Annotated in this window: 17 protein-coding genes; all 17 read right to left on the bottom strand. The window is 59.5% G+C overall.

All coding sequences use genetic code 11. The features are described from left to right. Window positions 1-118 precede the first annotated feature (118 nt). Window positions 119-985, bottom strand: a complete 867-nt coding sequence (locus ACMXYJ_RS02025; RefSeq protein WP_415760667.1) for a tetratricopeptide repeat protein — start codon at window positions 983-985, stop codon at window positions 119-121. Next, window positions 972-1,838: a tetratricopeptide repeat protein gene (locus tag ACMXYJ_RS02020; protein WP_415758612.1), complete on the bottom strand. Its 867-nt coding sequence runs from the start codon at window positions 1,836-1,838 to the stop codon at window positions 972-974. The genes ACMXYJ_RS02025 and ACMXYJ_RS02020 overlap by 14 nt, the downstream gene beginning before the upstream one ends. After that, window positions 1,825-2,697, bottom strand: coding sequence for a tetratricopeptide repeat protein (locus ACMXYJ_RS02015; RefSeq protein WP_415758611.1), 873 nt, complete (start codon window positions 2,695-2,697; stop codon window positions 1,825-1,827). Before ACMXYJ_RS02015 ends, ACMXYJ_RS02020 begins: the two co-directional genes overlap by 14 nt. Beyond that, a complete protein-coding gene (locus tag ACMXYJ_RS02010) occupies window positions 2,678-4,864 on the bottom strand; it encodes a phospholipase D-like domain-containing protein (RefSeq protein WP_415758610.1) in 2,187 nt (728 codons plus the stop codon). The genes ACMXYJ_RS02015 and ACMXYJ_RS02010 overlap by 20 nt, the downstream gene beginning before the upstream one ends. 14 nt (window positions 4,865-4,878) lie before the next feature. Further along, complete coding sequence (tssI, locus tag ACMXYJ_RS02005) at window positions 4,879-7,239, bottom strand: type VI secretion system tip protein TssI/VgrG (protein ID WP_415758609.1); 2,361 nt, start codon at window positions 7,237-7,239, stop codon at window positions 4,879-4,881. A 28-nt stretch (window positions 7,240-7,267) separates the two neighbouring features. Then, a complete protein-coding gene (locus ACMXYJ_RS02000) occupies window positions 7,268-8,269 on the bottom strand; it encodes a serine/threonine-protein kinase (protein WP_415758608.1) in 1,002 nt (333 codons plus the stop codon). Then, window positions 8,266-8,994 (bottom strand): PP2C family protein-serine/threonine phosphatase, encoded by a 729-nt coding sequence (locus tag ACMXYJ_RS01995; RefSeq protein WP_309675623.1) that lies wholly within the window; start codon window positions 8,992-8,994, stop codon window positions 8,266-8,268. Before ACMXYJ_RS01995 ends, ACMXYJ_RS02000 begins: the two co-directional genes overlap by 4 nt. Beyond that, on the bottom strand, window positions 8,994-12,533 hold the full coding sequence (tssM, locus tag ACMXYJ_RS01990; RefSeq protein WP_415758607.1) for a type VI secretion system membrane subunit TssM: 3,540 nt from the start codon (window positions 12,531-12,533) through the stop codon (window positions 8,994-8,996). Before tssM ends, ACMXYJ_RS01995 begins: the two co-directional genes overlap by 1 nt. Before the next feature lie 13 nt (window positions 12,534-12,546). Continuing rightward, entirely contained in the window at window positions 12,547-13,422 is an 876-nt protein-coding gene (gene icmH / locus ACMXYJ_RS01985; RefSeq protein WP_046045023.1) for a type IVB secretion system protein IcmH/DotU, read from the bottom strand. A gap of 5 nt (window positions 13,423-13,427) precedes the next feature. After that, window positions 13,428-14,759: a type VI secretion system baseplate subunit TssK gene (tssK, locus tag ACMXYJ_RS01980; protein ID WP_415758606.1), complete on the bottom strand. Its 1,332-nt coding sequence runs from the start codon at window positions 14,757-14,759 to the stop codon at window positions 13,428-13,430. A 2-nt stretch (window positions 14,760-14,761) separates the two neighbouring features. After that, complete coding sequence (gene tssJ / locus ACMXYJ_RS01975) at window positions 14,762-15,262, bottom strand: type VI secretion system lipoprotein TssJ (RefSeq protein ID WP_008150089.1); 501 nt, start codon at window positions 15,260-15,262, stop codon at window positions 14,762-14,764. 5 nt (window positions 15,263-15,267) lie between these two features. Then, on the bottom strand, window positions 15,268-16,464 hold the full coding sequence (gene tagH / locus ACMXYJ_RS01970; protein ID WP_095126894.1) for a type VI secretion system-associated FHA domain protein TagH: 1,197 nt from the start codon (window positions 16,462-16,464) through the stop codon (window positions 15,268-15,270). A 17-nt stretch (window positions 16,465-16,481) separates the two neighbouring features. After that, the gene (locus ACMXYJ_RS01965) at window positions 16,482-16,622 is read right to left on the bottom strand and encodes a hypothetical protein (protein ID WP_008150087.1); all 141 of its coding nucleotides are present in this window, start codon (window positions 16,620-16,622) and stop codon (window positions 16,482-16,484) included. A 93-nt stretch (window positions 16,623-16,715) separates the two neighbouring features. Then, the gene (locus tag ACMXYJ_RS01960; protein ID WP_415758605.1) at window positions 16,716-18,236 is read right to left on the bottom strand and encodes a sigma-54 interaction domain-containing protein; all 1,521 of its coding nucleotides are present in this window, start codon (window positions 18,234-18,236) and stop codon (window positions 16,716-16,718) included. A 10-nt stretch (window positions 18,237-18,246) separates the two neighbouring features. Then, on the bottom strand, window positions 18,247-20,901 hold the full coding sequence (tssH, locus tag ACMXYJ_RS01955; RefSeq protein WP_415758604.1) for a type VI secretion system ATPase TssH: 2,655 nt from the start codon (window positions 20,899-20,901) through the stop codon (window positions 18,247-18,249). A gap of 13 nt (window positions 20,902-20,914) precedes the next feature. After that, a complete protein-coding gene (tssG, locus tag ACMXYJ_RS01950; protein WP_033059313.1) occupies window positions 20,915-21,922 on the bottom strand; it encodes a type VI secretion system baseplate subunit TssG in 1,008 nt (335 codons plus the stop codon). Then, window positions 21,886-23,673 (bottom strand): type VI secretion system baseplate subunit TssF, encoded by a 1,788-nt coding sequence (gene tssF, locus ACMXYJ_RS01945; protein ID WP_415758603.1) that lies wholly within the window; start codon window positions 23,671-23,673, stop codon window positions 21,886-21,888. The genes tssG and tssF overlap by 37 nt, the downstream gene beginning before the upstream one ends. Window positions 23,674-23,682 lie beyond the last annotated feature (9 nt).

Genomic DNA, 23,682 nt, shown 5'->3' with positions numbered 1-23,682 from the left:
TACAGTGCTCCTTCATTCGTCGAGTCCTTCATGGACATGCTTGAGTCGAAAACCTGTGCACCGCGAGTTTGAGCGGGATGCTTTTTTCTGACGCAGAGTCTCTCATTTCGTTGCAGGATTAGTAGTCGTCATCACGTCCCGTGGGTTTCCAGTTGATGTCTTTATCGGCGTGATAGCCCTGAACAGGGTGTGGCGGCAGCGGATAATCTTTCGCTAAATCAGGAAACCGCAGATCTGGATTTTTATATAGCTGACTAGAGATATTGCTATAAGCTTTCACTACTCTTTGGTTTTTTGCATAGCCAAACTCGCCATCCGTGAAAGTGTTTTCAACTAGCAACGCGCCTTTTTTCATACCGAGTGAAGCGGCACGCTGATAGTAATGCATGGCGACCGGGTAGTTTCTATCAACTATTTTGTAATATGCCGCAAGCTCATAGTTTGCTTCCGCATCATCCTGATGTGCCGCACATCGCAGATAAGACTCACCAAGCTTGATTCGCTTTAATTCGTATATGTATATATTGCCTAGCCTACTCTGCGCTAGTGGACTACCCATATCTCCAGCTTTCAGCAAAAACATCATGGCGTCTTTTTCGGACTGCACTACTCCAACGCCACGCTGGGTCATCACACCCATATCGTAATAACCCAAGGGCACCTGTAACTTCACCATCTCCATATATAGGTCGATAGCTCTATTTGTATCCCTGACAACCCCGTCGCCGCGCAAATGAAGCTCAGCGAGATTATGCATGGCCTTCCAATGACTTTTTTCTGCCGCTTGCTGATAGAACCGAGCGACTTCCGTCCAGTTTGCAGGGCGCTCTTTACTGATAGAGCGTCCCTGTTGAAACCACTGCTCCGCCTGTTGATTCAAAGGCGGAGCAGTCTCTTGTTCATGGACACACTTGAATTCGTCGGCCACAACAAGTCCACTGACACTTAATAAGCCCGCAGCCAGCAATGCTTTAATAATCGTCATCACGCCCAGTAGGTTTCCAGTTGATATCTTTATCGCCGTGATAGCCCTGAACCAGATTTGGTGGAAGAGGAATATCTTTGGCTAGATTGGGAAGACGAAGTTCTGGGTTATTTGATAATTGGCTCGACACTTCGTAGTACGCCTTAGCTAGCCTCCCATCCTTTCCATAAGAAAACTTGCCTTCCCGTAACGTATTTTCGATTTCCATAGCACCTTTACGTTCCCCCAAGGAAGCAGCGCGTTGATAGTAATGCATTGCCACGGGGTAATTCCTATCCAACAACTCATAGTAGTTACCCAGTTCATAATTTGCCTCTGCGTTGCCCTGAAGCGCTGCACAGCGCAAATAAGACACTCCTAGCTGATATCTTTTCAAGTTGTAAATGTACTTATTTCCCAGCCTAATCTGCGCTATTGGGCTCCCCATGTCTCCGGCCTTAAGCAAAAAAAGTACGGCGTCTTTTTCGGACTGCACTACTCCAACACCACGCTGGGTCATCACACTCATATCGTAATAACCCAAGGGCACTTGTAACTTCACCATCTCCATATATAGGTCGATAGCCTTATTTGTATCCTTGTCAACCCCATCGCCGCGCAAATAAAGCTCGGCAAGATTGTGCATGGCCTTCCAATGGTTTTTCTCTACCGCTTGTTGATAGAGCCGAGCGACTTCCGTCCATTTCGGTAGGCGCTCTTTACTGATAGAACGTCCCTGTTGAAACCACTGCTCCGCCTGTTGATTCAAAGGCGGAGCAGTCTCTTGTTCATGGACACACTTGAATTCGTCGGCCACAACAAGTCCATTGGCACATAATAAGCCTGCCGCCAGCCATGCTTTAATAATCGTCATCACGTCCCGTAGGTTTCCAATTGATATCTTTATCGCCGTGATAGCCCTGAATAGGATGCGGTGGGAGTGGATAGTCTTTTGCCAAGTTAGGCAAACGCAGATCAGAATCACGGTAGAAGCGACTAGATATATCGTCATATACTTTCGCTAATTTGGCATTCTTCGGATAACCGTTCAGTCCTTCTTCAAAAACGTCCTTAATCTCCATAGCTCCCTTATCCTCCCCTAGGGCAGCCGCTCGCTGATAATAATGCATGGCGACCGGATAGTTTTTATCTATCCCTTGATAGTATGTCCCCAGCTTGTAATTAGCATCTGCATACCCTTGTTTAGCGGCGCACTTCATATAGCCTAAGCCGATAGCATCTTTGTTTTTATCATATACATATATGTAACCGATTCTTGTTTGTGCTTCAGGGCTCCCTAGATCAGCCGCTTTGATTAGGAAGAGCATGGCATCCTTGTCCGATTGCACCACACCAACTCCACGCTGAGTCATCACACTCATATCATAATAACCTAGCGGCACCTGCAACTTGACCATCCGCATATAAAGATCGATAGCTTTGTTGGTATCTTTCGCTACGCCATCACCACGCAAGTATAACTCAGCAAGATTATGCATAGCCTTCCAGTGATCTTTCTCTACAGCCTGCTGGTATAGATCGGCTACTTTTGTCCAATCAGGCAGTCTCTCCTTACCAATAACACGAGCTTGTTTAAACAAACTATCTGCTTTCTGATCTAGAGCTGGAGCAGTGTCTTGTTCGTGAACACACTTGAACTCGCCCGCCATAACCGTCACTCCAAAAAAACATAAAAATAGAGGAACCAATAATTTAATCAACAGCTTTTGCATAAGGTGTCACCACATCCCAAAATCTAACTAAATTCCCAATTAGGGGCATTTTTTTCTTTTGAAATTCCCAGTTTTTATTTATAACCCGTTCCCAGATTTTGTAATCTGCACCTATGTTCTCTACGACTGTTGCTTTTCCTGTGCTTATCCCCGCCCCCGAATGCATCTCCCACAACCGCTCTCTCCAGGTCCGCGTCGTTTTCGGACTAGGCATGGCAATGTTCAATTCAGAGTCAGTCTGCAAGCTGCGTAAGTTGATATTGGCGGAGCCCAGAGTGAAAAACAGATCATCAACCAGCAGCAATTTGCTGTGCACATAAATCGACTTGTACTGCGCCGTGCCCTGTTCAGGGCCGAGGTGTTCTTCGATGGCCTTATCCGTTTGCCGCTCCGTGCTGGTTTTTGCGGCCACCGGAGCGCCACTGTCCTTGCAGCTGACCAAGGTGGCAACGATGATTTTGAGCCCCTTCGGCGGGATCAGTTCGGGTTCCAGCTCACGCGCCGCGGCCTGGTTGTAGTGCTTGTTGGGGTCCGTTTCGATCAGGTCGTCGGCCCGGCTGGAGTCGATGTTCTCCTTGGCCATCTGCGTTTTCACGTCTGCCAGGTCCCGATCGCGCTGAGGCGAGCTGGGGCGGGCCGTCAATTCACGTTCGCGGAGGGCGAGTTGGCGCTGGTCGTATTTGAGATCGCGGTGAGCCAAGGGCATCAGCTCTCCCTGCCCGAGGGTATCCAGCGTCTCGTGAGTGGTGCTTGAGAAGTGCCCGCTTTCCGGGTTGTTGGTCACCACAAACAGGTACAGATCTTGAAGCTTGCCCGCGGCGGTGTAGTCGGCCGCGGTCTTTTTCAGGCGTTCGGCCAAGGGTTTGTAGCGGAAATACTGATTCTCGATGTAGGCGTACTGGTGCACGTTGCCCAGTGCCTTTTCATACACTTCGAGAATGGTGGTTTCCGGCCCTTCTTCTGGCTGGGTTCTGCAGATTTGCGCAGGCTCACCGCCATTGCAGATGAGGCTCAATGGCTTGATCACTTTTCGCTGGTCGATCAACGTGCCGGTGAAGGCACGTTTTATCCAGTGGGTGCCCTTGTCCCAGGCATTGCAAAAGTTGTGATTCAGGTCGAACAGCACCGGGCCACGCACATGCAGGGAGAGGTCCTGCCAAGGTCCGAAGCCTTGGTCGCGCTTGCCGGCCTGGTCGTCGAAGGCATGCTCGGTGGTGTCCCAGTAGTTGCGTTGCAGGTTGTGCCCCATGACGAAGCCTTCGGCCGTTTGCGGGTCCATGTAGTCGATCACCAGGGTTTTCTGGTGATGGCTGGGGAACAGGCCGAGTGCGAGCATCTGAATAAAAGGCACATCCGGGGACTCGCTTTTCATCAACCGCCACAGAATGGCAAGACGCCCGTAATGGACCCGCAAGCCGTTTTCGTCGTCGTAGGTCAGTTCGCCCGCCCAGTTGAAGTCGCGCGTGCGAAATTCGATGTTGCGTGCCTCACTGCTGTGCACCCAGCGGTGCCAGTCACGCGTGTTGATCTGTTCGTTCGGGTCTTGCACTGTTCCGCCCGAATCGCTGCCCTTGGTGTAGCCGCTGTCCAGCGCATCCAGGTCAATCTGGATCTTGATCAACTTGTCACGCGCAGCGCGTCTGCCACTCTCGTCGCTGGGTGAAAGCTTGGCCAGCTTTGTCTGCTCTTCCTTCTGCTTTTGCAGGAGCTTCTGGCGTTTGGCATCTCGTCCGCTGGTGTCCGCAGGCTGGCCCTGGGTCATGCCCGAGCCCATCGACGTTCCGCCAGAACCATTCCAGCCTTCACCGATGACCGAGTTTTCCCCGAGCTGGGCCAGTCGGTTATTCCAGATCAGTACACGGACTTCCACACCCTGATTAGCCTTTTTCTTGAGCAATTCGCCGAGACTAAGACTGTCGGCTGAGCCGCGATTGAGGCGTAAACCTGGGTCAAACCCCCAGCTGATGAGGTCGATACTGCGCTTGGCCTTCTGTATGCACTCATACACTTTGCCGAACGCTTCCTCCCCACACACCAGCGGGGTGACGATGTTGCCCGCCGGGCGTGGCGGGCTCAGCGGATTATTTTTGTGCGCGAACCAGTCAGCACTCAGGGTCGCTGCGCTTTCTTCAACCGAAAGCGATAATTTCTGATCGAGGTAGGTCATTCATGTAACTCCATTTACGCCTTCGGCTCACTTTGATCTGCCCACAGTTGGCGGAATACATCGCCGATATTCGCGGATTCCAATGACGCCGCGCCCTCAGGAAAATCACGGTAGCCTTCGCGCCCCAGCCGTTCAGTGCGGTGACGTGTCTGGTCGGTAGACTCTTCACTCATGTCCATGCTGAAACGATGGCCGTTGACGGTTTCCACGACATAGTTGCGGGTACCGGGAATGTGCTGAAACACCACGTTGCCCTGCTCATCACTGAAGCCTTTGCTGATCGGCGCGCCATCCGCATAGAGCTGATAGGGCTCATCGGCATAACCGGGCATGTTCGGCAAAGGCGCAATGCGCAGACGCAGCTGTCCGGGGGGCGTTTCCTTCACAGGATTGGCTAACGCCTGATCCATCAAACTCCCCGCCTTATCCGCATCCGCAGCCCCCGGCAGCACCGGTGGTTTAATCCCAATCCCCGTCCCACTCCCAGCAGCCCCACCGGCATTAATTTTCACCACCGGCCCAACAACTGTGATGCCGCCGGCATCGAGCTTGATGAAGCTGCCACCTGCTTTTACTGTCAACTCCATCCCGGCTTCGATGACAATCTTGTCCCCAGCCTTCAGATGAATCTCTTTCCCAACACTGGTCAGCTGCGCAGTCCCCAGCTTCACATGCTGGTTCTGCCCAATCGTCAGGTGGTCATCCATCCGCGCTTCAGTCTTGCGATCCGCAATCGTGGTCCGATGCTCTTCCGCCTTCAACTCGGTGTAGGTGTTCTTCACCACCGTATCGTGACGTTCATTCCCCACGCGAATCTTCTGATCATGCTCAATGTTTTCATCCCAATCCCGCTGGGCATGAATGAAGATCTGCTCGGCCCCTTTCTTGTCCTCAATCCGCAGTTCATTAAACCCGCCGCCACCCGGTGAGCTGAGGGTTTTGAACACGCTGCGGGTTTTGTTCGCCGGCAGATCGTAGGGGACGAGGTTTTCCTTGTGGTACAGGCAACCGGTCACCAGCGGCTGGTCGGGATCCCCTTCGAGGAAGGTCACCAACACTTCCATGCCGATGCGCGGGATGGCGATGGCGCCGTAGCGATCGCCGGCCCAGCTGGAGGAGACGCGCATCCAGCAGCTGGTTTTGTCGTCAGCCAACCCTTCGCGGTCCCAGTGGAATTGCACCTTGATGCGGCCGTACTGGTCGCAGTGGATTTCTTCACCTTTAGGCCCGGTGACCATCGCCGTTTGGCTGCCGAGGACGCGGGGTTTCGGATGTTCCAGCGCCGGGCGGTAGAACACGTCCCATGGGGTGGCGAGGAAGCGGTTGCGGTAGCCCTGGTGGAAGTCGTCTTTGTGGTCGGTGGTGTCGCTGGTGACCGACTCTTCCAGCACTTGCGGTTGTTTGCCTTCGTGGAAGATTTCGGTCAGCAGCCAGAGGTCGTTCCACTCGGTGCGCGGGTGGTCGGACATTTCCAGGAAGTGGCCACTGACCAGGGTGGTCTGATCGCTTTTGCCTTCGGCCTGACGGTAGTCGGCGCGGTGGCGTTCGAGGGCGCGTTGGCTGAGGAATTTGCCGCGCGCGCGGTCGATGAAGCGGCCGGGGTAGTCGTAGTCTTCGAGGTCCGGCGCGTCACTTTGGGCCTCGGGCTTGTAGGCGGATTCGAGTTGCAGGCGTGGTTTTTCGAAGTCGTAGTCGCGGCGGGTGACGCGGCCGGTGCGGGTTTCCAGGCGCAGTTTGAAACCTTTGATCACCGGCTCGTCGGCGACCATGCCGCTGCCTTGCACATAAGCGGTCGGCTGGCCGAGTTTGGGGAACACGGTCTGGTCGTCGCCGAACACCAGCAGATGACCTTTGGCACTGTGCTGGAAGTGGTAATGAATGCCTTCCTCTTCGCACAGGCGCTGCACGAAGTGCAGGTCGGTTTCGTCGTACTGCACGCAGTAGTCGCGGTCCGGGCACGGCTGGCTGAGCTGGAAGTTGTAGGCGTTGCCCTTGATGCCGTGTTCGTCGAGGATCAGCGCGATGATTTTCGGCGCGGACATCTGCTGGTAGATGCGCTGGTTGGTGCGGTGATGCAGGTATTGCAGTTGCGGCACCAAGGAGATTTTGTAGCGGGTCAGGCGTTTGCCGGCATCGCCTTGGGCGATGCGGTAGATCTGGCCGTGGATGCCGCTGCCCTGCGGATCGAACGCCAAAAAAGCCTGTTTGTGCAAAAGCTTTTCCAGGTCGAGGTCGGGGTTTTCGCTGACCAGTTCCAGGTCGAAGCGATACGGCTGGCTGATGCCTTCGGTGCCGGTGAACGACAGCACTTGCAGGTCGCCGACGTAGTCTTCGACGGTCAGGCTGAAATGCGTTTCGTTGGAAGGGTTAAACATTGTTTGCTCCCTGTTCGGTAATCATCCGTTACGCCCGCAGTCGCAGGCGTTGCAGCCAAGTCGATGTGGCGCCCATAGCGTCACGCAGTTGGGCGGCAGTGATCGTTCGATCTGCCGCATTGAATGCCAGCGCCGTTCGCAGGGCTGGCCAGCAGTGTTTCGGGAGATTCCTGGGGGCGTGCAGCTCGCGTTCGAGGTGGCCGTCGCGGGCTTCGGTCGAGGGCAAGCGGCGGAACGGGTGTTTGCCGCCGGCCAATTCGTAGAGCACGCAGGCCACGCCGTAGACATCCGCTCTGGCTGACAGCGGCTGGCCTTCGAGCAGTTCGGGGGCGGCGTAGCCGGGGGTCCAGGCGTTGAAGCGGTTGCGGCTCAGGTGTGGCAGGCCGGGCAGGATGCCCTCCTCGGCCTGGCCCAGACCGAAGTCGAACAGGCGCACGCCTTCTTCGCTGAGCATGACGTTGCTCGGTTTCATGTCACCGTGCAGCACGCCGCGAGCGTGGGCGAAGGCCAGCGCGTCGAGCAGCGGCAGCGCGATGTCGCGCAGTTCTTTCCACGGCAGGCCCAGGGGCCGCTCGCAGAGTAGTTTGTCCAGGGTCAGCCCACGCATGAGTTCCATGGTGATGAAGGCGCGCTGGCAGTCGGTGTCCACTTCAAAGCTGTGCAAACGCAGCACGTTGTCGTGGCGCAGGCGTCGGGTCAGGGCGAACTCGCTGTAGAGCAAGGCACTGGCGTCCGGCGATTCGGCAAATTCTTCGCTGAGGATTTTCAGCGCGATGTAAGGGTCGGGATCGCCGAACTGCTCACTCAGCAGATCCCGTGCGCGGTAAACCGCGCCCATGCCTCCGGCACCGAGCAGGCGCTCGATGCGGTAACGGCCTGCGAGTACGTCCGGCATTTCGCCGATGCTGGCCTTTGTAGGCGCCAGTGCGGGCTCTGCTTTGTGCGATTTGGCGAACGCAAAGTAAGTCAGGTTATTGGCTTCCTCGTCAGTCACCAGCAGGTCGTCGAGCGGCGGCATGAGTTGAGTCATTTTCGGATCACCACAGCAGTCAGATTGTCCCGGGCCGAGCCACGCAAAGCACCGTCGAACAGACGCTCCAGCGCAACGTGCGGCGCGGTCAGGCTCAGGGCGTTGCCCAAGGCATCGGTGCTCAGCCCCTGGTACAAACCGTCGCTGCACAACAGAAACGTATCGCCGGGGTAAACCTCGAGTTCGAGCACGTCCAGCGTCAGCACATCGGCTGCCCCGACCGCACGGGTCAGGGCATGAGCGGAAGGATGTGCACGGGCGTCCTCGACGCTCATGTTCTGCTCGTCGATGAGTTGCTGTTGCAGCGAATGGTCCTTGGACAGCTGATACAAGCGCTGGCCACGCCACAGGTAGCAACGGCTGTCGCCGGCCCAGATGCAGGCCGCGCGATTACCTTCCACCAGCAGCGCCACCACGGTGCTGCCCATGATGCTGTCGTGGCGCCCGGCCGTGACGGTCAACTCCTGACCCAAGCGACGGTTGAGCCAGTGCAGGCACTGGCGGATGCCTTTGAGTCGTTCGTCGAAGTCGTCCTGCACCGGCAATTCCGCCAGGCTGGCGACGATCAACTGGCTGGCGATGTCGCCACCCTGATGACCGCCCATGCCATCCGCGACCACCCACAGCCCCTGCTGTGGGCAATCGAGAAAAGCATCTTCGTTGCGCGCCCGAACCTTGCCCGGATCGGTACGCGCAGCGCTGCGCCAGGGACTGGCAACCAGCATCAGAGCTGCACCGGCATACGGAAGGTACGCAGCACGCCCATGTCGAACGGGTTTGGTGTGCGCTGGCTGCTAAGCAGGTAATTGGCGCGCAGGCCGCCAACGTCAGCTTTGAGCACCAGCACATCGCGACCGCTCAGGTACTCGGTCTGCATCAGGTCGAACAGACGGAACAGCGACCATGGGCCGGTGTTCTTCTCGATGCCGATCGGGCGGCCGGCCATTTTGTCGAGGACCAGGCTGGTGCGACCGTCTTCAGCATCGGTCGGCCATTTGAACGACACCGGCACGATCGGGCCGTGGCGGTATTCGATGGTCTTGTCGCCAAACTTGAACTCGGAACGGCTGACGGCCGGGTCGAGGGTGTACGGCTCCAGTTTGAATTGCACTTGCGGTTCGGCCGGGTTGATCGAGAAGAAGCTCTGGCGAATCACTTGTGCCGCGGCCATCTGGTCAAGGTAGACCTTGGAGATCGGCATGCTGTGCCCGTCGATGCTGCGCAGACGATAGTTGCCTGGATCGCCACTCACGAACGGACGCATGTAGGTTTCAAAGAAGCGATCGTTGATGCCCTGCGCCTTGAAGAACTCGCGGAAGTCGCTGATCGCAACGTCGCTGGTGCTGTGGGCGCTGAACGGGTAACGCTTGTTGATCGCCTTGCCATAGAAGCTGTACAGCTCGCTCTGATAACGCTGGTTCAGGTACTGGTAGGAATCGTTCAGCACCAGACGCCAGGTGTCTTCAGCCAGTACGTTGAACCACACGCTGACCGGACGCGGCAGACGGTTGGAGGCATTGCGCAGGTTGCTCAGCGCATCACGCTGGCCACTCATGCGGGTCTTGGCCATTTCGAACGCAGCCTGTTCCGGCGCACTGGCACGCGCCAGGCTCGCCAGTTGCAGTTGCAGGTCGTTGAGTGCCGTCAGCGCCGGGGTCAAATCAGCGGCCGGGCCGTTGTTGTCATCCAGCAAACGGTGCAGCGGTTCGAAGCGGCGTTGCAGGAATTTCTTTGCGGTATCCGGCAGGTTTTTGATCGCCGCCATCTCCGAAGCCTGGTCCGCTGCGGCAGACGCCAGTTTGCCCAGCTTGCCCAATTTGCCTTTCTGATCGGCCAGTGCTCCAGCGGCATCAGCCGCTTGCTCAGCCGGTTCGGCTTCTGCCGGGAACCGGGTGTTCTCGCGCACTTCCACCAGCAGTTGCAGCACTGGAGAATTGGCCGAAGTCAGGCCCGCCAATTGCTCGGCGCCCTCGCCCGCATCGTTGATCGGTGGCAAGGCAACCTGCCCGACTGCTTCACTCCAGAAGTTGGCGTAGTCGCGGAAGTACAGTTGCTCCAGTTCGACCATCAGGCGACGCAAGTCCATGCCGCTGATGCCCGAGCCTTCGCCCAGCACCCAGTTGTCACGCAGGATATCGGTGACCAGCGCAGAGCCCTGAACCGAGAAGTACTGCTGATAACCCTGTTGGGTGTAGAAACCCGGGATCACGTATTCCGTGCCGACAAACAGCGAAGCCTGCGGGCCGATGTGTTGGCTCAGACGGTATTCCGGCAGGTTGCGGGCCTGCTCGCGCAGCATCCGGTAAACCACGTTGGCCAGCGATTCGCTGCGCAGTACCTGACGCGCTTGCGCTACCAGTTGATCGTTCAGCGGATAGATAAACGGCTGCTTCAGCAAACGCTCGAAGTGCGTGTTCAAACCGTTCTGCACGGCGGTGTTGCCGGCGTAACGCTGGGACCATTCGGTGGCCACCCAATCCTTGAGCCACGGGCCGTCGCGACGGTCTTTCATGTTCAACATCAGGTACGCACGCAGGCTGTTGAGCAGGCGTTCGCGATCCTTCATGTTGGCGCGGATCTGCCCTTCCAGCAGCGTCGCGACCTTCGGCAGCAGTTGCACTTCAAGCTCACGCTCGTAGGCCTGCTTGACCACCGGATTGACCTCTTCGCCCTGATACAGACCGCCGCGCTCGTGGTACGACACGTCACCTTTTTTCGGGAAGACCTGAGTCGCCGCGTAGCGGGTGTCGAGGGGCTTGAGCACGGCCATGGAATCATCACGCGCGGTCAGGGCCGAACGTTGCTGGGTCCAGTTGGTAGCCAGGTTACGCAGGTTTTCCAGACGCTCGTAGTTGGCCGAGAATCCGCCCGCCCACAGCATGCCGAACAGGCCCAGCGCCGCCAATGCGCCTACGTACAGGGCACGTTGGCCCCAATGGATGCGGCTGCGTTCGCGCTTGTCCAGACCGGCCAGATCGGCTTCCGGGAAGATAACGCGGCTCAGCAAATGGTGAATGAAGCGCGAACGACCGCTGCGCAAAGTCGGCAGCATGCCAGCGTTCATCCCCAGATTGGCGCCGATGCCGGCGGTGGTCTGGTCCATCTCTTGAGTCAGGTGCGGTGCGCTGGTCAGGTAGAAACCGCGCAACTGGCTGACACGCTGGTAGCGGTTGCCGGTGAACGCCATGTCGACGAACAGGCACAAGCGCTCGCCGATCTGCCCCAGTTGATGCGGGAAGTCGAGAATGCGACCACGGCGCTGGGTGTCGCGCTCCTGGTGCATGCGCATGATCACTTGGCTGTTCAGGCGACGCAGCAGTTCTTCGAACTCGGCGCGCAGCACGGCGACGTCGGTGCCGCTCTGCTCTTTGCGGAAGCTGGTGCCGAGCACCTGATCGCTTTCTTCGCGGGTCAGTTGATCGAAGAACTCGTCGAAACCGAGCAGCTTGTCAGCCTTGCTCAGCACCAGATAAACCGGCACATCGACGTGCAGTTTTTGATGCACGTCTTGCAGACGGGCACGCACCTGGCGAGCCAGGGTGTCGAGGTCTTGCTCGGTGTTGCCCAGCAGCATTTCCACCGGAATGGTCACCAGCACGCCGTTCAACGGACGGTTGCGGCGACGCTTGCGCAGCAGGTCGAGCAAGGTGCTCCAGGCGCTGCCATCGACTTCGGCATCCGGCTGGGTCAGGTAACGCCCGGCGGTGTCGATCAGCACACCGTGGTCGGCGAAGTACCAGTCGCAATGACGGGTGCCGAGGGTGTCGCGGGTCAGTTTGCGGTCGATCTTGTTGATCGGAAACTCAAGGCCCGAGAAGTCCAGCAGGCTGGTCTTGCCGCTGCCCTGTGGACCGATCAGCAGGTACCAAGGCAAATCGCTGCGCCAGCGTTCGCTGCGACCGCGATAGAGGCTCGAGGTCTTCAGGGTTTTCAACGCATCCTTGAAGCGCACGCGAAGCTCTTTCTGCTCTTCGTCGATCAGCTCTTCACGGCGGATACGATCCTGGCCGTCTTCGGTGTCTTCGATGGCTTTCTTGCGTACGCCAGCGCGCCAGCTGACGAAGACCATGGTCAGGCCCCAAATCAGGAACAGCACACTGATGGTCAGCAGGCGGGAGGTCGAACCTTCCCAGAACTTGTAGTCATTGACCGCCAGCAGCGGCCCGACGAACCACACCAGCAGCGCGACAAACAGCACCAGCAGCAAGGTCCAGACCCAGGTCTGACGCAAGAATGCGCCGACTTTCTTGAAAAACTTTTTCATCACACGTCCCTGTTTACGGCTGCGACTGCGGCTGGACCGCGGCCGGATCTAGCTGCTGATAAGGTTGCAGAACGGTTTCGCGTTGCTCGCCCAATACCCAGGCGAAGCCCGAATACATCACCACCAGGCAAACCACGGTGAACAGCACCACCATCCACGCCGGTACGATGCGCACCAGGCTGCGGCGCTGATCGTTCAAGCCTTCCCAATGCGGCGACAGTTCGCGAGGCACGTCGCCGCGCAACTGACGAATCTGGCGATACAAGGCGTCGCGGATGCCTTCGAGCTCGAGCATGCCGCGGGCTTGCACGCGGTACTTGCCTTCGAAACCGAGGGACAGGCACAGGTACATCAGCTCCAGCATCGGCAGGTGCTTGACCGGGTTTTTCGACAGGCGATCCAGCAGCTGGAAGAACTTCTCGCCGCCGAAGGTTTCGTTGTGGAAGCTGCTGAGCAGGCTCATCTGCGACCACTCGCTTTCGTTGCCCCACGGCGTGGTCACGACGGCTTCGTCGACCACGGTGCACAGCACGTAACGCGCGGCCATCACCTGGCTGCTTTCGGCGCCGTTGTGCAGCGCCCGCACTTCAAACAGTTTCAGCCCGGCGGTCAGCCGCTCGTTGAGCGCGTACATGTCTTCGCGGGTGTCGCTGTGCTTGAGTCGCACCACTTCCGACAACAGGTCGGAGGCGGCGGCCACCAGCGAATTGAGGCTGATGTTGAAGGCTTCGGCCGGGCGCAAGCGCGCGGCATAGATCATCCGCTCTTCCAGCTGTTCAAAACGCGGCGGTGCGGCGAAATCTGTCAGCGGGCTCGAAGCAGGGCCGTGGCCCTGGCGGTCGAGCAGGACGGTTTTATCGTCCTGGGTATGTTCCATGTCCTTGATCATGTCGGTCAGTTCCTGATGGCCCAGAATTTCAGTTCAAGCTCGGCGAATTCGCCGGACACATGGAACGCGAAGCCGCCGGAGCGCTCGAGTTGTGCCAGGTCTTCGGAACTGAGTTCGAGAATGAAATAGGTTTTGTTGGAGTGGAACGCGATCTGCCGCGGGGCCACCGGCAACGGTTTGACCTTGATGCCCGGCAGATGCAGGTTGACCAGTTGGCGGATGCGCTCCACCGGGCCGACCTTGAGGTGCGCCGGCAAGCGATGGCGCAGTTCTTCGGAGTCGCAGTTGGCGCTGGCCGCCAGCACGAACGAGGCCGAGCCCAGCAGTTTGTGGTCGTGCAACGGCGAGACGATGATCCCGTACTGGCGCGCTTGCAGGACCAGTTCGATGGCGTGCTGTTCGAGCACCATCGACAGTACCTGACGAATCGCTTCCATCAGCTTGCGGAAGCTCGCGCCCTGGTCGCTGTGCTGGTAACGGCTGTCCAGACGCGGGCGTTTGCTGTCGCTGGAAAACGTCGCCAAATCGCCGAGCATGGTCAGCAGCGCGCGGTACAACTCTTCCGGGTGAACCTGCTCCAGGCCGAGGTAGTGACGCAGCAGCAGTTCGGTGCGGTTGATCAGTTGCAGCATCATGAAGTCGCCGACTTCCGCGCCACCGACTTTGCCGTTCGAGCGGATGCGCTCGGCGATGGTGTCGCCCCGGTGGCCGAGCATGCTGATCACTTCTTTGAGGCACGACAGCAGGTAGCTGGACGAGTGCGCCTGAATGTAGGTCGGCACGAAATCCGGGTCGAGGCTGATCACGCCGTCGGGCGTGGTGTCGAGCACTTCGCAGATCTTCAGTTTCACGTAGGCCTGGTCGCTCTGCTGCTCACCGAGCAACAGTTTGAAGTCCGGGCGGCCGCAGCTGACCTGGCTGGCGGAGTCGTCGCCGGCGTTAGAGTCGGCGACTTCCGCTTCGTACGCGGTGTAGCGCGCCAGCACGTCGGATTGCTCCGGACGACGCGACTCGATGTGGTTACCGGTGACCAGCGGCAGCGCCAGGTAGATCGGCGTATTGCCGGTGTTCGGCGGTACGTCGAGCGCCAGCGGTTCGGTGTTGCCACCGAGTTCGAACAGGCTGCCGTCCGGCAGAATCCCCGAGGCCTGGCTGATCACCAGTTTGCCCATGTTGAGGAACTGCAAGTCGATGTCCAGGTTCAGGAAGCCCCAGGTGTAGCTGCCCAGCAACTGCGTGCGGGTCTTCATCTGGTGGTCGTAGTAGCGATCGTTGTGCTGGAAGTGCTGCGGACGCAGCAGCATGCCTTCCTGCCAAATCACTTTATGGGAATTCATGATCAGTCATCCGCCTTGGCGAGCGTTTCGTTGCTGTTGCGAATACCAGCCTGGTCGAGGGTCAGATCAGCGTCGGTGACTTCCACCGGGGTGACTTGCACCGTGTAGCGCCATTTGGTTTCCGGCAGATCGCGGTAGGCGGCGAGGATGCCGACGTAGCGGCTGCCCTCCTCCACGCTGAGTTTCATCTCCACGGTTTCACCTGGACGCAGTTCGATTTCTTCGCTGGCCACCAGGTCCGGGGCAAGGGATTCCTTCGCGCGCTCGTACAGGCTGAAGAAGTCAGCGTTCTCGAATGTCACCGGATGCTTGAGCTCGAACAGACGCACAACGATCGGCGACGGACGCCCATTGAGGTCCGGGTTCAGCTGATCGCTGGCGGTCAGCTTCAGGTTGAGCTTGGTGACGTGGGAATACGGCGACAGCGACGAGCAACCGGCCAGCAGCACCAGGGCCGCGAACGCCGTCAGCGTCTTGAAAAAAGCGGTCGAGCAGCGAGACATGCGCATCATCCTTGGTGGTCGGTGTGAAGGGTGGAAATCAGGCGGATCTGTTCTTCGTAGGCTTGAGCGAAGTCTCGGGCCAGCAGGCGCTCGCTCCAGTCATCGTCCTGACGCAGGGCCTGGTGATAACGACCGTAAGCTCTCCAGCGACTGCCGGACGTGGCGAGCAACGGCTTGTTGTCGCGTTCGAAACGCAGGGTCAATTGCTGTGGCGAGAAGTGCTCCAGCGTGCCGCGAACCGCCGCACGGCTGGCGGTCAGCAAGGCCACCTGATGCGCCTGCAAATCGCGGAACGCACGGGAGATCGCCTGCTCGGCCGGCAACTGGCCCGGCTTGTTCGGCTGCAACAAAATGCCCAACGCTTCGCCGGCATCGACGGCAAATTTCAGCGGGTTCTTTTGGGTGCCTTGCACGGTGGTCTGGGCCAGACGCAGTTCGTTTTTCAGTTCGCTGCGGGTGCGCAGGCTCTGCTGTAAACCGCCAACGCTTTGCTTGAGCAAGCGTGCAGCGTTCAGCGCCAGGGCTTCGCGGGCGTCGTGGTCCAGACCTTTGAGGTCCACGCCCAGCGCCGCACCGAAGTGCTCCCAGAAACCTTCGCTCTGACGCTCGACCGCTTTGGGCGGTGGCGCGGGGGCTGGCTCTGCCGGGGCGTTGATCAGCTCCGGCACCATCAGGCTTTCCATGTCGATGCGCGCATAGTCGGCGCGCTGACGGGTGTCCTCGATGGTCGTGCTCGGGGAGATCAGCTCGTCGATTTCCGAGTACACGCGCTCTTGCTGATCAAGGGCATTGAGCGGGTCGAGATCGAGAAACGCATCGTCCGGAATGATGCTGCCCGCCGCTTGCGGGCGGCCGACTTCAACGTCGAAGGTCGCCGGGTCGCGCACCAGCCGCGCACGGATCTCGAAGTCACCCAACACGTAGACACTGCCGTGCTCGATGCGCATCGCTTCGCCTTTGCGCAGGCGCGCGCCGCTTTCGCTGTCCTGGATACCGTTGCTGCTGGTATCGGTCAGGAAAAACGTGCCTTCGCGGTAGCTGATCAACGCGTGATGGTTGGACAGGTGACGCTTGCGGTCGGGGATGATCCAGTCGCAATCCTCACCCCGACCGATCACGCCACCGGCCTGTTTGAAGGTCTTCTGGCACAAATCCGTGGGCACGAACTGCTTGGTGTTGAGCATTTCGAAAACCAGTTCCATGGTGATACTCCTTGCGGTCACTTGCCGCGATTGACCGCCTGCGGATCACCCAATGGGCGATAGGTGTTGTCGTTGTATTTGTAATTGCCGCTACAGCCGCCGAGGCCGCATAGAACGACGAGGGTCAGCAGGACGGCTTGCCAGTGACGAACAGACATCAGAGGGTCTCCAGGGGTAGACAAAGGACAAAGCGCCGACCCGTTTGGGCGGCGCTGTTAGAAGCGGACAAGGTGAAATCGACGGTCGTTTGCCTACCCATCGAAATCACCCAAATTGATATTCAGGCGCCCGAGGCGATACAGCAGCGTGCGGCGCGGCAGGCCTAATTCGCGGGCGGCAAGGGTTTGGTTGCCGTCGTTTTTGCGCAGGCAATCGAGCAGCAGACTGCGCTCGACCTGTTCCAGGCGTTCGCGCAGGTTCAGGCCGCTGCTGTCTTCCGGCATGGCTTCCATGCGCAGAGAGAAATGCTCGGCCAGTAACTCACCGCCCTCGCACAGCAGCACCGCACGTTCGACCAGGCCTTTGAGTTCACGCACGTTGCCGGGGAAGGTATAACCGGACAGGTGATCCAGCGCCGCATCGGACCAACTCACGGCGTCCCGTTGCAAGAACGAGCAGGCCTTGTCGGCGAAGTGCCGGGCCAGATCGAGGATGTCGCCTTCGCGCTGACGCAGGGCCGGCAACTCGATCGGGAATTGCGCGAGGCGGTAGTACAAGTCCTCGCGAAATTTGCCTTCGCTGACCAGCACCGACAAATCCCGGTGCGTCGCGGCGATGATGCGCACGTCGATCTTGTGGGTGTCGTTGGAACCCAACGGGCGGATCTCGCCTTCCTGTAGAACCCGCAACAGCTTGGCTTGCAGGGACAACGGCATGTCGCCGATTTCATCGAGCAGCAAGGTGCCGCCGTTAGCCGCATCGAACAGCCCGGCACGGTCGCGATCAGCACCGGTGAACGCACCTTTGCGATAGCCGAACAGTTCGCTTTCCAGCAGGTTCTCGGGGAACGCCGCGCAGTTCTGCACGATGAACGCCTGGGAACGGCGTGGGCCGCAATCGTGAATCGCCCGCGCGACCACTTCTTTGCCGGTGCCGGTTTCGCCACGCAGCAGCACCGTGTACGGGCTGTGCAGGACTTTGCTGATCAGCGAATAGGTCTGGCGCATGGCCGAACTCTTGCCGATCAAACCGTAACCGCTGGCGCTGGGAACGCTGACCTTCGCCGGTCGTGCATCACCGGTCGGCTTACGCAGACGTTGCAGCAAATGCAGTTGACCGAGCACGAACGAACCGAGTTGACCGAGGGAATCGGCAAAGCCTTGCAGGTCGACATGCCGGCGACTGGCGCACAGCAGCAAGCCTTCGACGGCTTTCTGCTGATTGACCAACGGTACACACAACAGCGACTGCCAGGGCATGGCCTGAGGCGGCAGGAAACTGGTTTCGTGCAGGCTGCCGCTCAGCTCGCTGAGGCATACCACGCGGTTCTGGCACAGGGCGAATTGCAGCAGCTGTTCACCGTTGTAATCCGCCGGCAGGCTCGCCGCTTCCCGGGGTTGCAAGATGCCGTTCAGGCATTCGGCGTTCATCCCCAGGCACGTGTGAGTCGCGTCCAGCAGATACAGCTGCGTCAACTCGCAACCGCTGAGCTCGGCCAACCCGCGCACGAAGTCACCCAGCAGCGCAGCACCGTCCGCCGCGCGCGACAGGCTGGCAAACTGCGCCAGCAAGGCTTCGGCATAGACCAGCGGTTGCGGCACTTGAGTGAACATCACGCCCACCTCAGACGAACTCGCACGTCACGCTGGCGTTGCCGTCTAGCGTCGCGTGGACACGCTTGAGGCTTTCGCCCGTGGCCATCGCATCGAGCAAGCGGTCGGCCACCAACGGCAGCACGTGCAGGTCCAGCAGATGGTCGATCAGGCGTGCGCCGCTGTCGCTCTGGGTGCAGCGTTCGGCCAAGTGATCGACGAGGTCTTGCGAGTAAGTGAAATCCAGCTGACGACGGTTCAGGCGCTCGCCCAAACGGCCGAGTTTGATTTCGATCAGCTCGCGCAGAACCGGGCCGCCCACCGGGTAGTAAGGCACCACACGCATGCGCGCCAGCAGCGCCGGTTTGAAGTGTTTGCTCAGCACCGGGCGGATGGTTTCTTCGAGTACTTCGGCCGACGGCCGCGCGCCGTTTTCACAGAGCTCGGCAATGCGATCGCTGCCCAGGTTCGAGGTCATCAGGATCAGCGTGTTGCGGAAGTCGATCTCGCGCCCTTCGCCGTCGTTGGCCACGCCTTTGTCGAAGATTTGGTAGAACAGGTTCAGCACGTCCGGGTCGGCTTTCTCGACTTCATCGAGCAGCACCACCGAGTACGGTTTCTGGCGCACGGCTTCGGTGAGCATGCCGCCCTCGCCGTAACCGACGTAGCCCGGCGGCGCACCGATCAGGCGCGAGACGGTGTGTTTCTCCTGGAACTCGGACATGTTGATGGTGGTGATGAAACGATCACCGCCGTAGAGCAAGTCCGCCAGGGCCAGCGCGGTTTCGGTCTTGCCGACGCCGCTCGGGCCGACCAGCAGGAACACGCCGACCGGTGCATCAGGTTTGTTCAGACCGGCAGCGGTGGCGCGCATCGAGCGGTCCAGCGCGTGAACGGCTTGTTCCTGACCACGAATGCGCGTGCGCAAGTCGGTGGCGAAGCTCGCGACCTTGGCGTTGTGTTCGCGGGCCAGTTGCGCCAATGGCACGCCGGTCCAGGCGCTGATCACTTCGGCCACCAGACGCGGGCAGACTTCGAAGCTCACCAGACGCTCTTTGACCTGAAGTTCGGTCAGCGCTTTGTGAGTTTCGTTGAGTGCGCTTTCCAGCGTTTCGACGCTTTGCGCTTCGTCCACGGCCGTTTCAACGGTTTCGATCACGGTGCCTTCGGCATCTTCTTCAACCGTGACAGTAGGATCGACGGCGGCAGCTTCGCGAGCCTTGGCCAGTTGCTGACGCAGGTCCAGCAGGCGCTCGGCCATTTCTTTCTGCTCGGTCCACAGCGCTTCGAGGGCGACCCTTTCATCTTCGGCTTCGGCCAGGCGATCTTCCAAAGCGTCCAGCGCTTCATGATCGATCAGCAGACCAGCCTCAGCATCACGGCGCAGGGCCTGACGCTGACGGCCACCTTCAGCCAGTTCACCACGCAAGCGTTCAAGGCTTTCCGGCGCGGCGGCGAGGCTGATGCGTACGCGAGCGCACGCGGTGTCGAGGACGTCGACGGCTTTGTCCGGCAGCTGACGGCCCGCGAGATAACGAGCGGACAACTCGGCCGCCGCAACCACCGCGTCATCGCGCAGGTAGATGCCGTGGCTCTTCTCGTAAACCTGAGCCAGGCCACGCAGGATGGTCACCGCTTCGCTGACGGTCGGTTCGTGCAGTTGCACCGGTTGGAAGCGACGGGCCAGGGCCGGGTCTTTTTCAAAGTATTTTTTGTATTCCGCCCAGGTGGTGGCGGCGATGGTGCGCAACTCGCCACGGGCCAGGGCTGGCTTGAGCAGGTTGGCCGCGTCGGAACCGCCGGCGTTGCCGCCCGCGCCGATCAGTGTGTGAGCTTCGTCGATGAACAGGATGATCGGTTTCGGCGAGGCTTTGACTTCGTCGATCACGCCTTTGAGGCGACGTTCAAACTCACCTTTGACGCTGGCGCCGGCCTGCAACAGGCCCATGTCCAGCGACAGCAACTCAACGCCTTTCAAGACTTGCGGCACTTCACCGGCGGCGATGCGTGAGGCCAGGCCTTCGACGATGGCGGTTTTGCCGACGCCGGCTTCACCGACCACGATCGGGTTGTTCTTGCGGCGACGGGCGAGGATGTCGACCATCTGCCGGATCGCGCCATCGCGGCACAGCACAGGGTCGAGTTTGCCGTCGCGGGCCTGCTGGGTAAGGTTGTGAGTGAAGCGCTGCAGCAGCGATTCGCCCGGCACAGCGGGTTTACCGGTGGCCGGTTGTTCTTTCTGCGACAGGGCGAATTCTTTCAGGCGTTCGATGTTCAGTTTGGCCAGCAACGACTGGTAGCGGCTGCCGGCGTAGCGCATCGGATTGCGCAACAGTGCGAGGATCAACGCGGCTTGCTCGACCTGGCTCTGGCCCAATTCAAGGTTGGCCACCAGCAACGCGTCTTGCAGCCACTGCACCAGTTCCGGGGCGAACACCGGGTTGCGCGAAGCGCTGTGCTCGACCCGCGATTGCAAGGCTGCGCTCAGCTCACCGGCATCCATTTCGGCGTCTTGCAGCGCGCGTGCGAGCAAGCCTTGCGGGCGCTCCAGCAAGCCCAGCAGCAAGTCTTCGACGAGGATCTTGCTGCCGCCACGGGCGACGCAGCGTTCGGCCGAACTTTCCAGGTCACGACGGGTTTCGGCGTCCAGCGCCTGGATAAGTTGTTGCAGGTCTACGTTGATCATTGGTCATCTGTCCTTAATGAATTTTGCTGCCCAGGGTCACCACGCCGTCCGCTTTTTCGCGGCCGAGCCAACTGGTCCATCCCAGGCGGCAGGCGTTCTGCTCACCGATGCGCAGTTCGCGGATTTCTTCCTGGCGCAGCACCAGGCGAATGTCGTAATCGAGCGGGTCACGCAGGGTGAACCGCACCAGCGCGCAGAGCGGCTGGTAGCCGAAACCGATCGGCAGGAATTCGTGGAAGCGTTGCCAGTCGAGTTCGCGGATATGAATGCGGAATTTGCCGCTGCGGTCGCGCACGTGTTCGCCCAGCACCAGGTCTTCGCCGAGCAGGCTGTTGGCGCGGCCCAAGCGATTGCGCTGCTCGTCGAGGATTTCGACGCGGCGCTCGATGCACTGCTCGATGGTCAGTTCGGCATGTTTGAAGTAGTAACGCAGCACCGCTTCGATCAGCGCCGCCGAGTGCGCCCGCAAGCTGAGCAAGCCGAGGTACGGCAGCAGGCGTTTCCAGTTCAGTTCCTGGGCCCGACGGATCTCTTCGCCACCGAGGCCGATCAACGCAAACAGCTGCGACGAAAACGGGTCGAGGGCGCCGCTCTGGAAGCTTGCGCGGTAGCGGTATTTTTTCCAGATCGGCAGCATCAGCCGTTGCAGGCGATGGTGGAACAGGTCGAGGAAGTTGCGGGTCGGGTTGCCGTCTTCGCTATCGCCCAGGGCCTGTTCGCCGTAGAACGCCGGCAGCGGCGAACCGGAACCGACCAGGCCGATCAGGTTGAAACGCAGACGCGCGCGCATCTGCCCGTGCTCTTCGAAAAACTCCACGCGATCGACGTCACTGCCGGGGAAACCCAGGCTCGGGTTGGCCTGGAATTCCAGCTGGTCGTACAGATCGTCTTCGCTCAGGTACGGGTGCGCCTCGCGCAGCCGGTCAACCACCAGCAGCACGGCCTGAAACAGCGAGTACTCGCGTATTACCCGGGTCAGCCCGCTTAAAGCAGGGGTTGCAGACCCATACGTGGTGTCCATTGGTACACCTCTCCCTGTGTGCTTTTTACTCGCAGCTCGTGGTACGAATTGAGACTGGCGTAAAGCGCGAAAAACTCGTTAAGAACCGAAGCGAAAACGAACAGGTCGCCCTCGCCGATATACCCTTCCGGGTCGATGGTCAGCTCGGTGCGCAACCCGCGTACCGGCAACCCTCGGTGCAAGCGGTCGACGTGTTGGTGTTTGATCGACTTGAGCCCGCCCAACAGGCGCTTGCTGACTTTTTCAGCGTGTTGGTCGTAGTAGCGCGGCAGGTCGTAGGTTTCGAGAATCACCTTCAACGCATTGACGTCGGCCAGCGACAGATAGTTAAGCGACATGTTGCTGATCAGCTTCCAGAGGAAGTCACGGTTCAGCGGCGGCGCATAACTGGGGGTGGCCGGGGTGATGTTGCGGAAACTGAGGAACTCCGGCGTCTCTTCGCAGGCCATGCAGATGTCGCCGAGCTTGAGCTTGCGCGGCAGGTTCTGGTTGGTGCACATCAGCTCGATCGACAGGGTTTCGTGGGCTTCGGTGTGACGGATGCCGAAGCTCAGATACGTGTCGAGGCCGTTGTGCAACGAGGACGAACGCTGGCGAATGCTGTAGTGCGGACGGCTGTTGGGCACGTCGAAACTCGGGTCATGCTCGAACGATTCGAACGGCACGTACTCCTGATAACCGAGGCCGCCGGGCTTCCAGCCGGTGACGGTTTCCACCGAAAACACACCGCAGTTTTCCAGGTCGTATTCGGCCGGCAGCAGCAGGTATTCGTCCTGTTTACCGTCGAGGCGGATCGGCAGTGCGTCGTGCTTGAACAGGTTGACGATCGGCGTGCAGTAGAGCTTCACGTTGTCCAGCGTCGGACGCAGACGCTGGATGCCGCTCTTGCGAATATCGAAGCGCAATTCGAGGCCGCGCATCTGCTTCAGCGTGTCTTCCGGCAGCGCCTTGAGAATGTCCAGACCGTTGACGTCGACGAACAGGAATTTGTCCTGGAAGGCGAAATATTCCTGCAAGTAACGGTAGCCGCGGAAGGTGTTCAGCGGATACGGGATCAACGCCTCTTCTTCGGCAAAACCCACCGGCTGCACGCGGTCGCCGGGCATCTTGAAGGCCATTGGCGTGCCGTTGACGCCGTTGATGGGCTTGCCGGCACCGTCCAGCGGGATCAGCTCGATGCCTTCCAGGTTGCGCAACAGGCTCAGGTACAGCATCTGGCTGATGTAGCGCTCACCGGCGAAGTGCAGACGCAGACGACTCAGCTCCAGCTCGCCGAGGTGACCGTCAGCGCTCATCTCCAGACGCAGGCTCAACAGCGAACCATCGCCTTTCACCGAGTAATTCAGCGCGGCCAGATCCAGCGGCAAAACTTCGGTCGGGTAGCAGGTACGGAAACGGCAGCGTACGTCATCGATCAGCACACTCTCGACCGGCGTGTCGCGCTCGACCATTAACGCAGGTCCCGAGCGCTTCAACGGATCGAACTGCAGAATGCTGAACGCCGGCAGCGGGCGCATGTAGTTGGGCCACAGCAAATGCATCAGCGAATGGCTGAGCTCCGGCAACTCGTCGTCGAGCTTCTGACGCAGGCGGCCGGTCAGGAACGCAAAGCCTTCCAGCAACCGCTCCACGTCCGGATCCCGCCCGGCCTGGCCGAGGAAAGGCGCCAGCGCCGGGCTACGCTCGGCGAATCGACGACCTAACTGGCGAAGTGCGGTGAGTTCGCTTTGGTAGTAGTGGTTAAAGGACACGGGTTACCT

The organism is Pseudomonas arabinosi, from assembly GCF_047758675.1.
Classification (GTDB): Bacteria; Pseudomonadota; Gammaproteobacteria; order Pseudomonadales; family Pseudomonadaceae; genus Aquipseudomonas; species Aquipseudomonas arabinosi.
The sequence above is the reverse complement of the archived record's forward strand: the minus strand, read 5'-3'. Positions and strand labels throughout refer to the sequence as shown.

Bases quoted from the DNA above. Each gene is read 5' to 3' on its own strand.
- ACMXYJ_RS02025 (WP_415760667.1), bottom strand. From the start codon at position 985: ATGACGATTATTAAAGCATTGCTGGCTGCGGGCTTATTAAGTGTCAGT.
- ACMXYJ_RS02020 (WP_415758612.1), bottom strand. From the start codon at position 1,838: ATGACGATTATTAAAGCATGGCTGGCGGCAGGCTTATTATGTGCCAAT.
- ACMXYJ_RS02015 (WP_415758611.1), bottom strand. From the start codon at position 2,697: ATGCAAAAGCTGTTGATTAAATTATTGGTTCCTCTATTTTTATGTTTT.
- ACMXYJ_RS02010 (WP_415758610.1), bottom strand. From the start codon at position 4,864: ATGACCTACCTCGATCAGAAATTATCGCTTTCGGTTGAAGAAAGCGCA.
- tssI (WP_415758609.1), bottom strand. From the start codon at position 7,239: ATGTTTAACCCTTCCAACGAAACGCATTTCAGCCTGACCGTCGAAGAC.
- ACMXYJ_RS02000 (WP_415758608.1), bottom strand. From the start codon at position 8,269: ATGACTCAACTCATGCCGCCGCTCGACGACCTGCTGGTGACTGACGAG.
- ACMXYJ_RS01995 (WP_309675623.1), bottom strand. From the start codon at position 8,994: ATGCTGGTTGCCAGTCCCTGGCGCAGCGCTGCGCGTACCGATCCGGGC.
- tssM (WP_415758607.1), bottom strand. From the start codon at position 12,533: ATGAAAAAGTTTTTCAAGAAAGTCGGCGCATTCTTGCGTCAGACCTGG.
- icmH (WP_046045023.1), bottom strand. From the start codon at position 13,422: ATGATCAAGGACATGGAACATACCCAGGACGATAAAACCGTCCTGCTC.
- tssK (WP_415758606.1), bottom strand. From the start codon at position 14,759: ATGAATTCCCATAAAGTGATTTGGCAGGAAGGCATGCTGCTGCGTCCG.
- tssJ (WP_008150089.1), bottom strand. From the start codon at position 15,262: ATGTCTCGCTGCTCGACCGCTTTTTTCAAGACGCTGACGGCGTTCGCG.
- tagH (WP_095126894.1), bottom strand. From the start codon at position 16,464: ATGGAACTGGTTTTCGAAATGCTCAACACCAAGCAGTTCGTGCCCACG.
- ACMXYJ_RS01965 (WP_008150087.1), bottom strand. From the start codon at position 16,622: ATGTCTGTTCGTCACTGGCAAGCCGTCCTGCTGACCCTCGTCGTTCTA.
- ACMXYJ_RS01960 (WP_415758605.1), bottom strand. From the start codon at position 18,236: ATGTTCACTCAAGTGCCGCAACCGCTGGTCTATGCCGAAGCCTTGCTG.
- tssH (WP_415758604.1), bottom strand. From the start codon at position 20,901: ATGATCAACGTAGACCTGCAACAACTTATCCAGGCGCTGGACGCCGAA.
- tssG (WP_033059313.1), bottom strand. From the start codon at position 21,922: ATGGACACCACGTATGGGTCTGCAACCCCTGCTTTAAGCGGGCTGACC.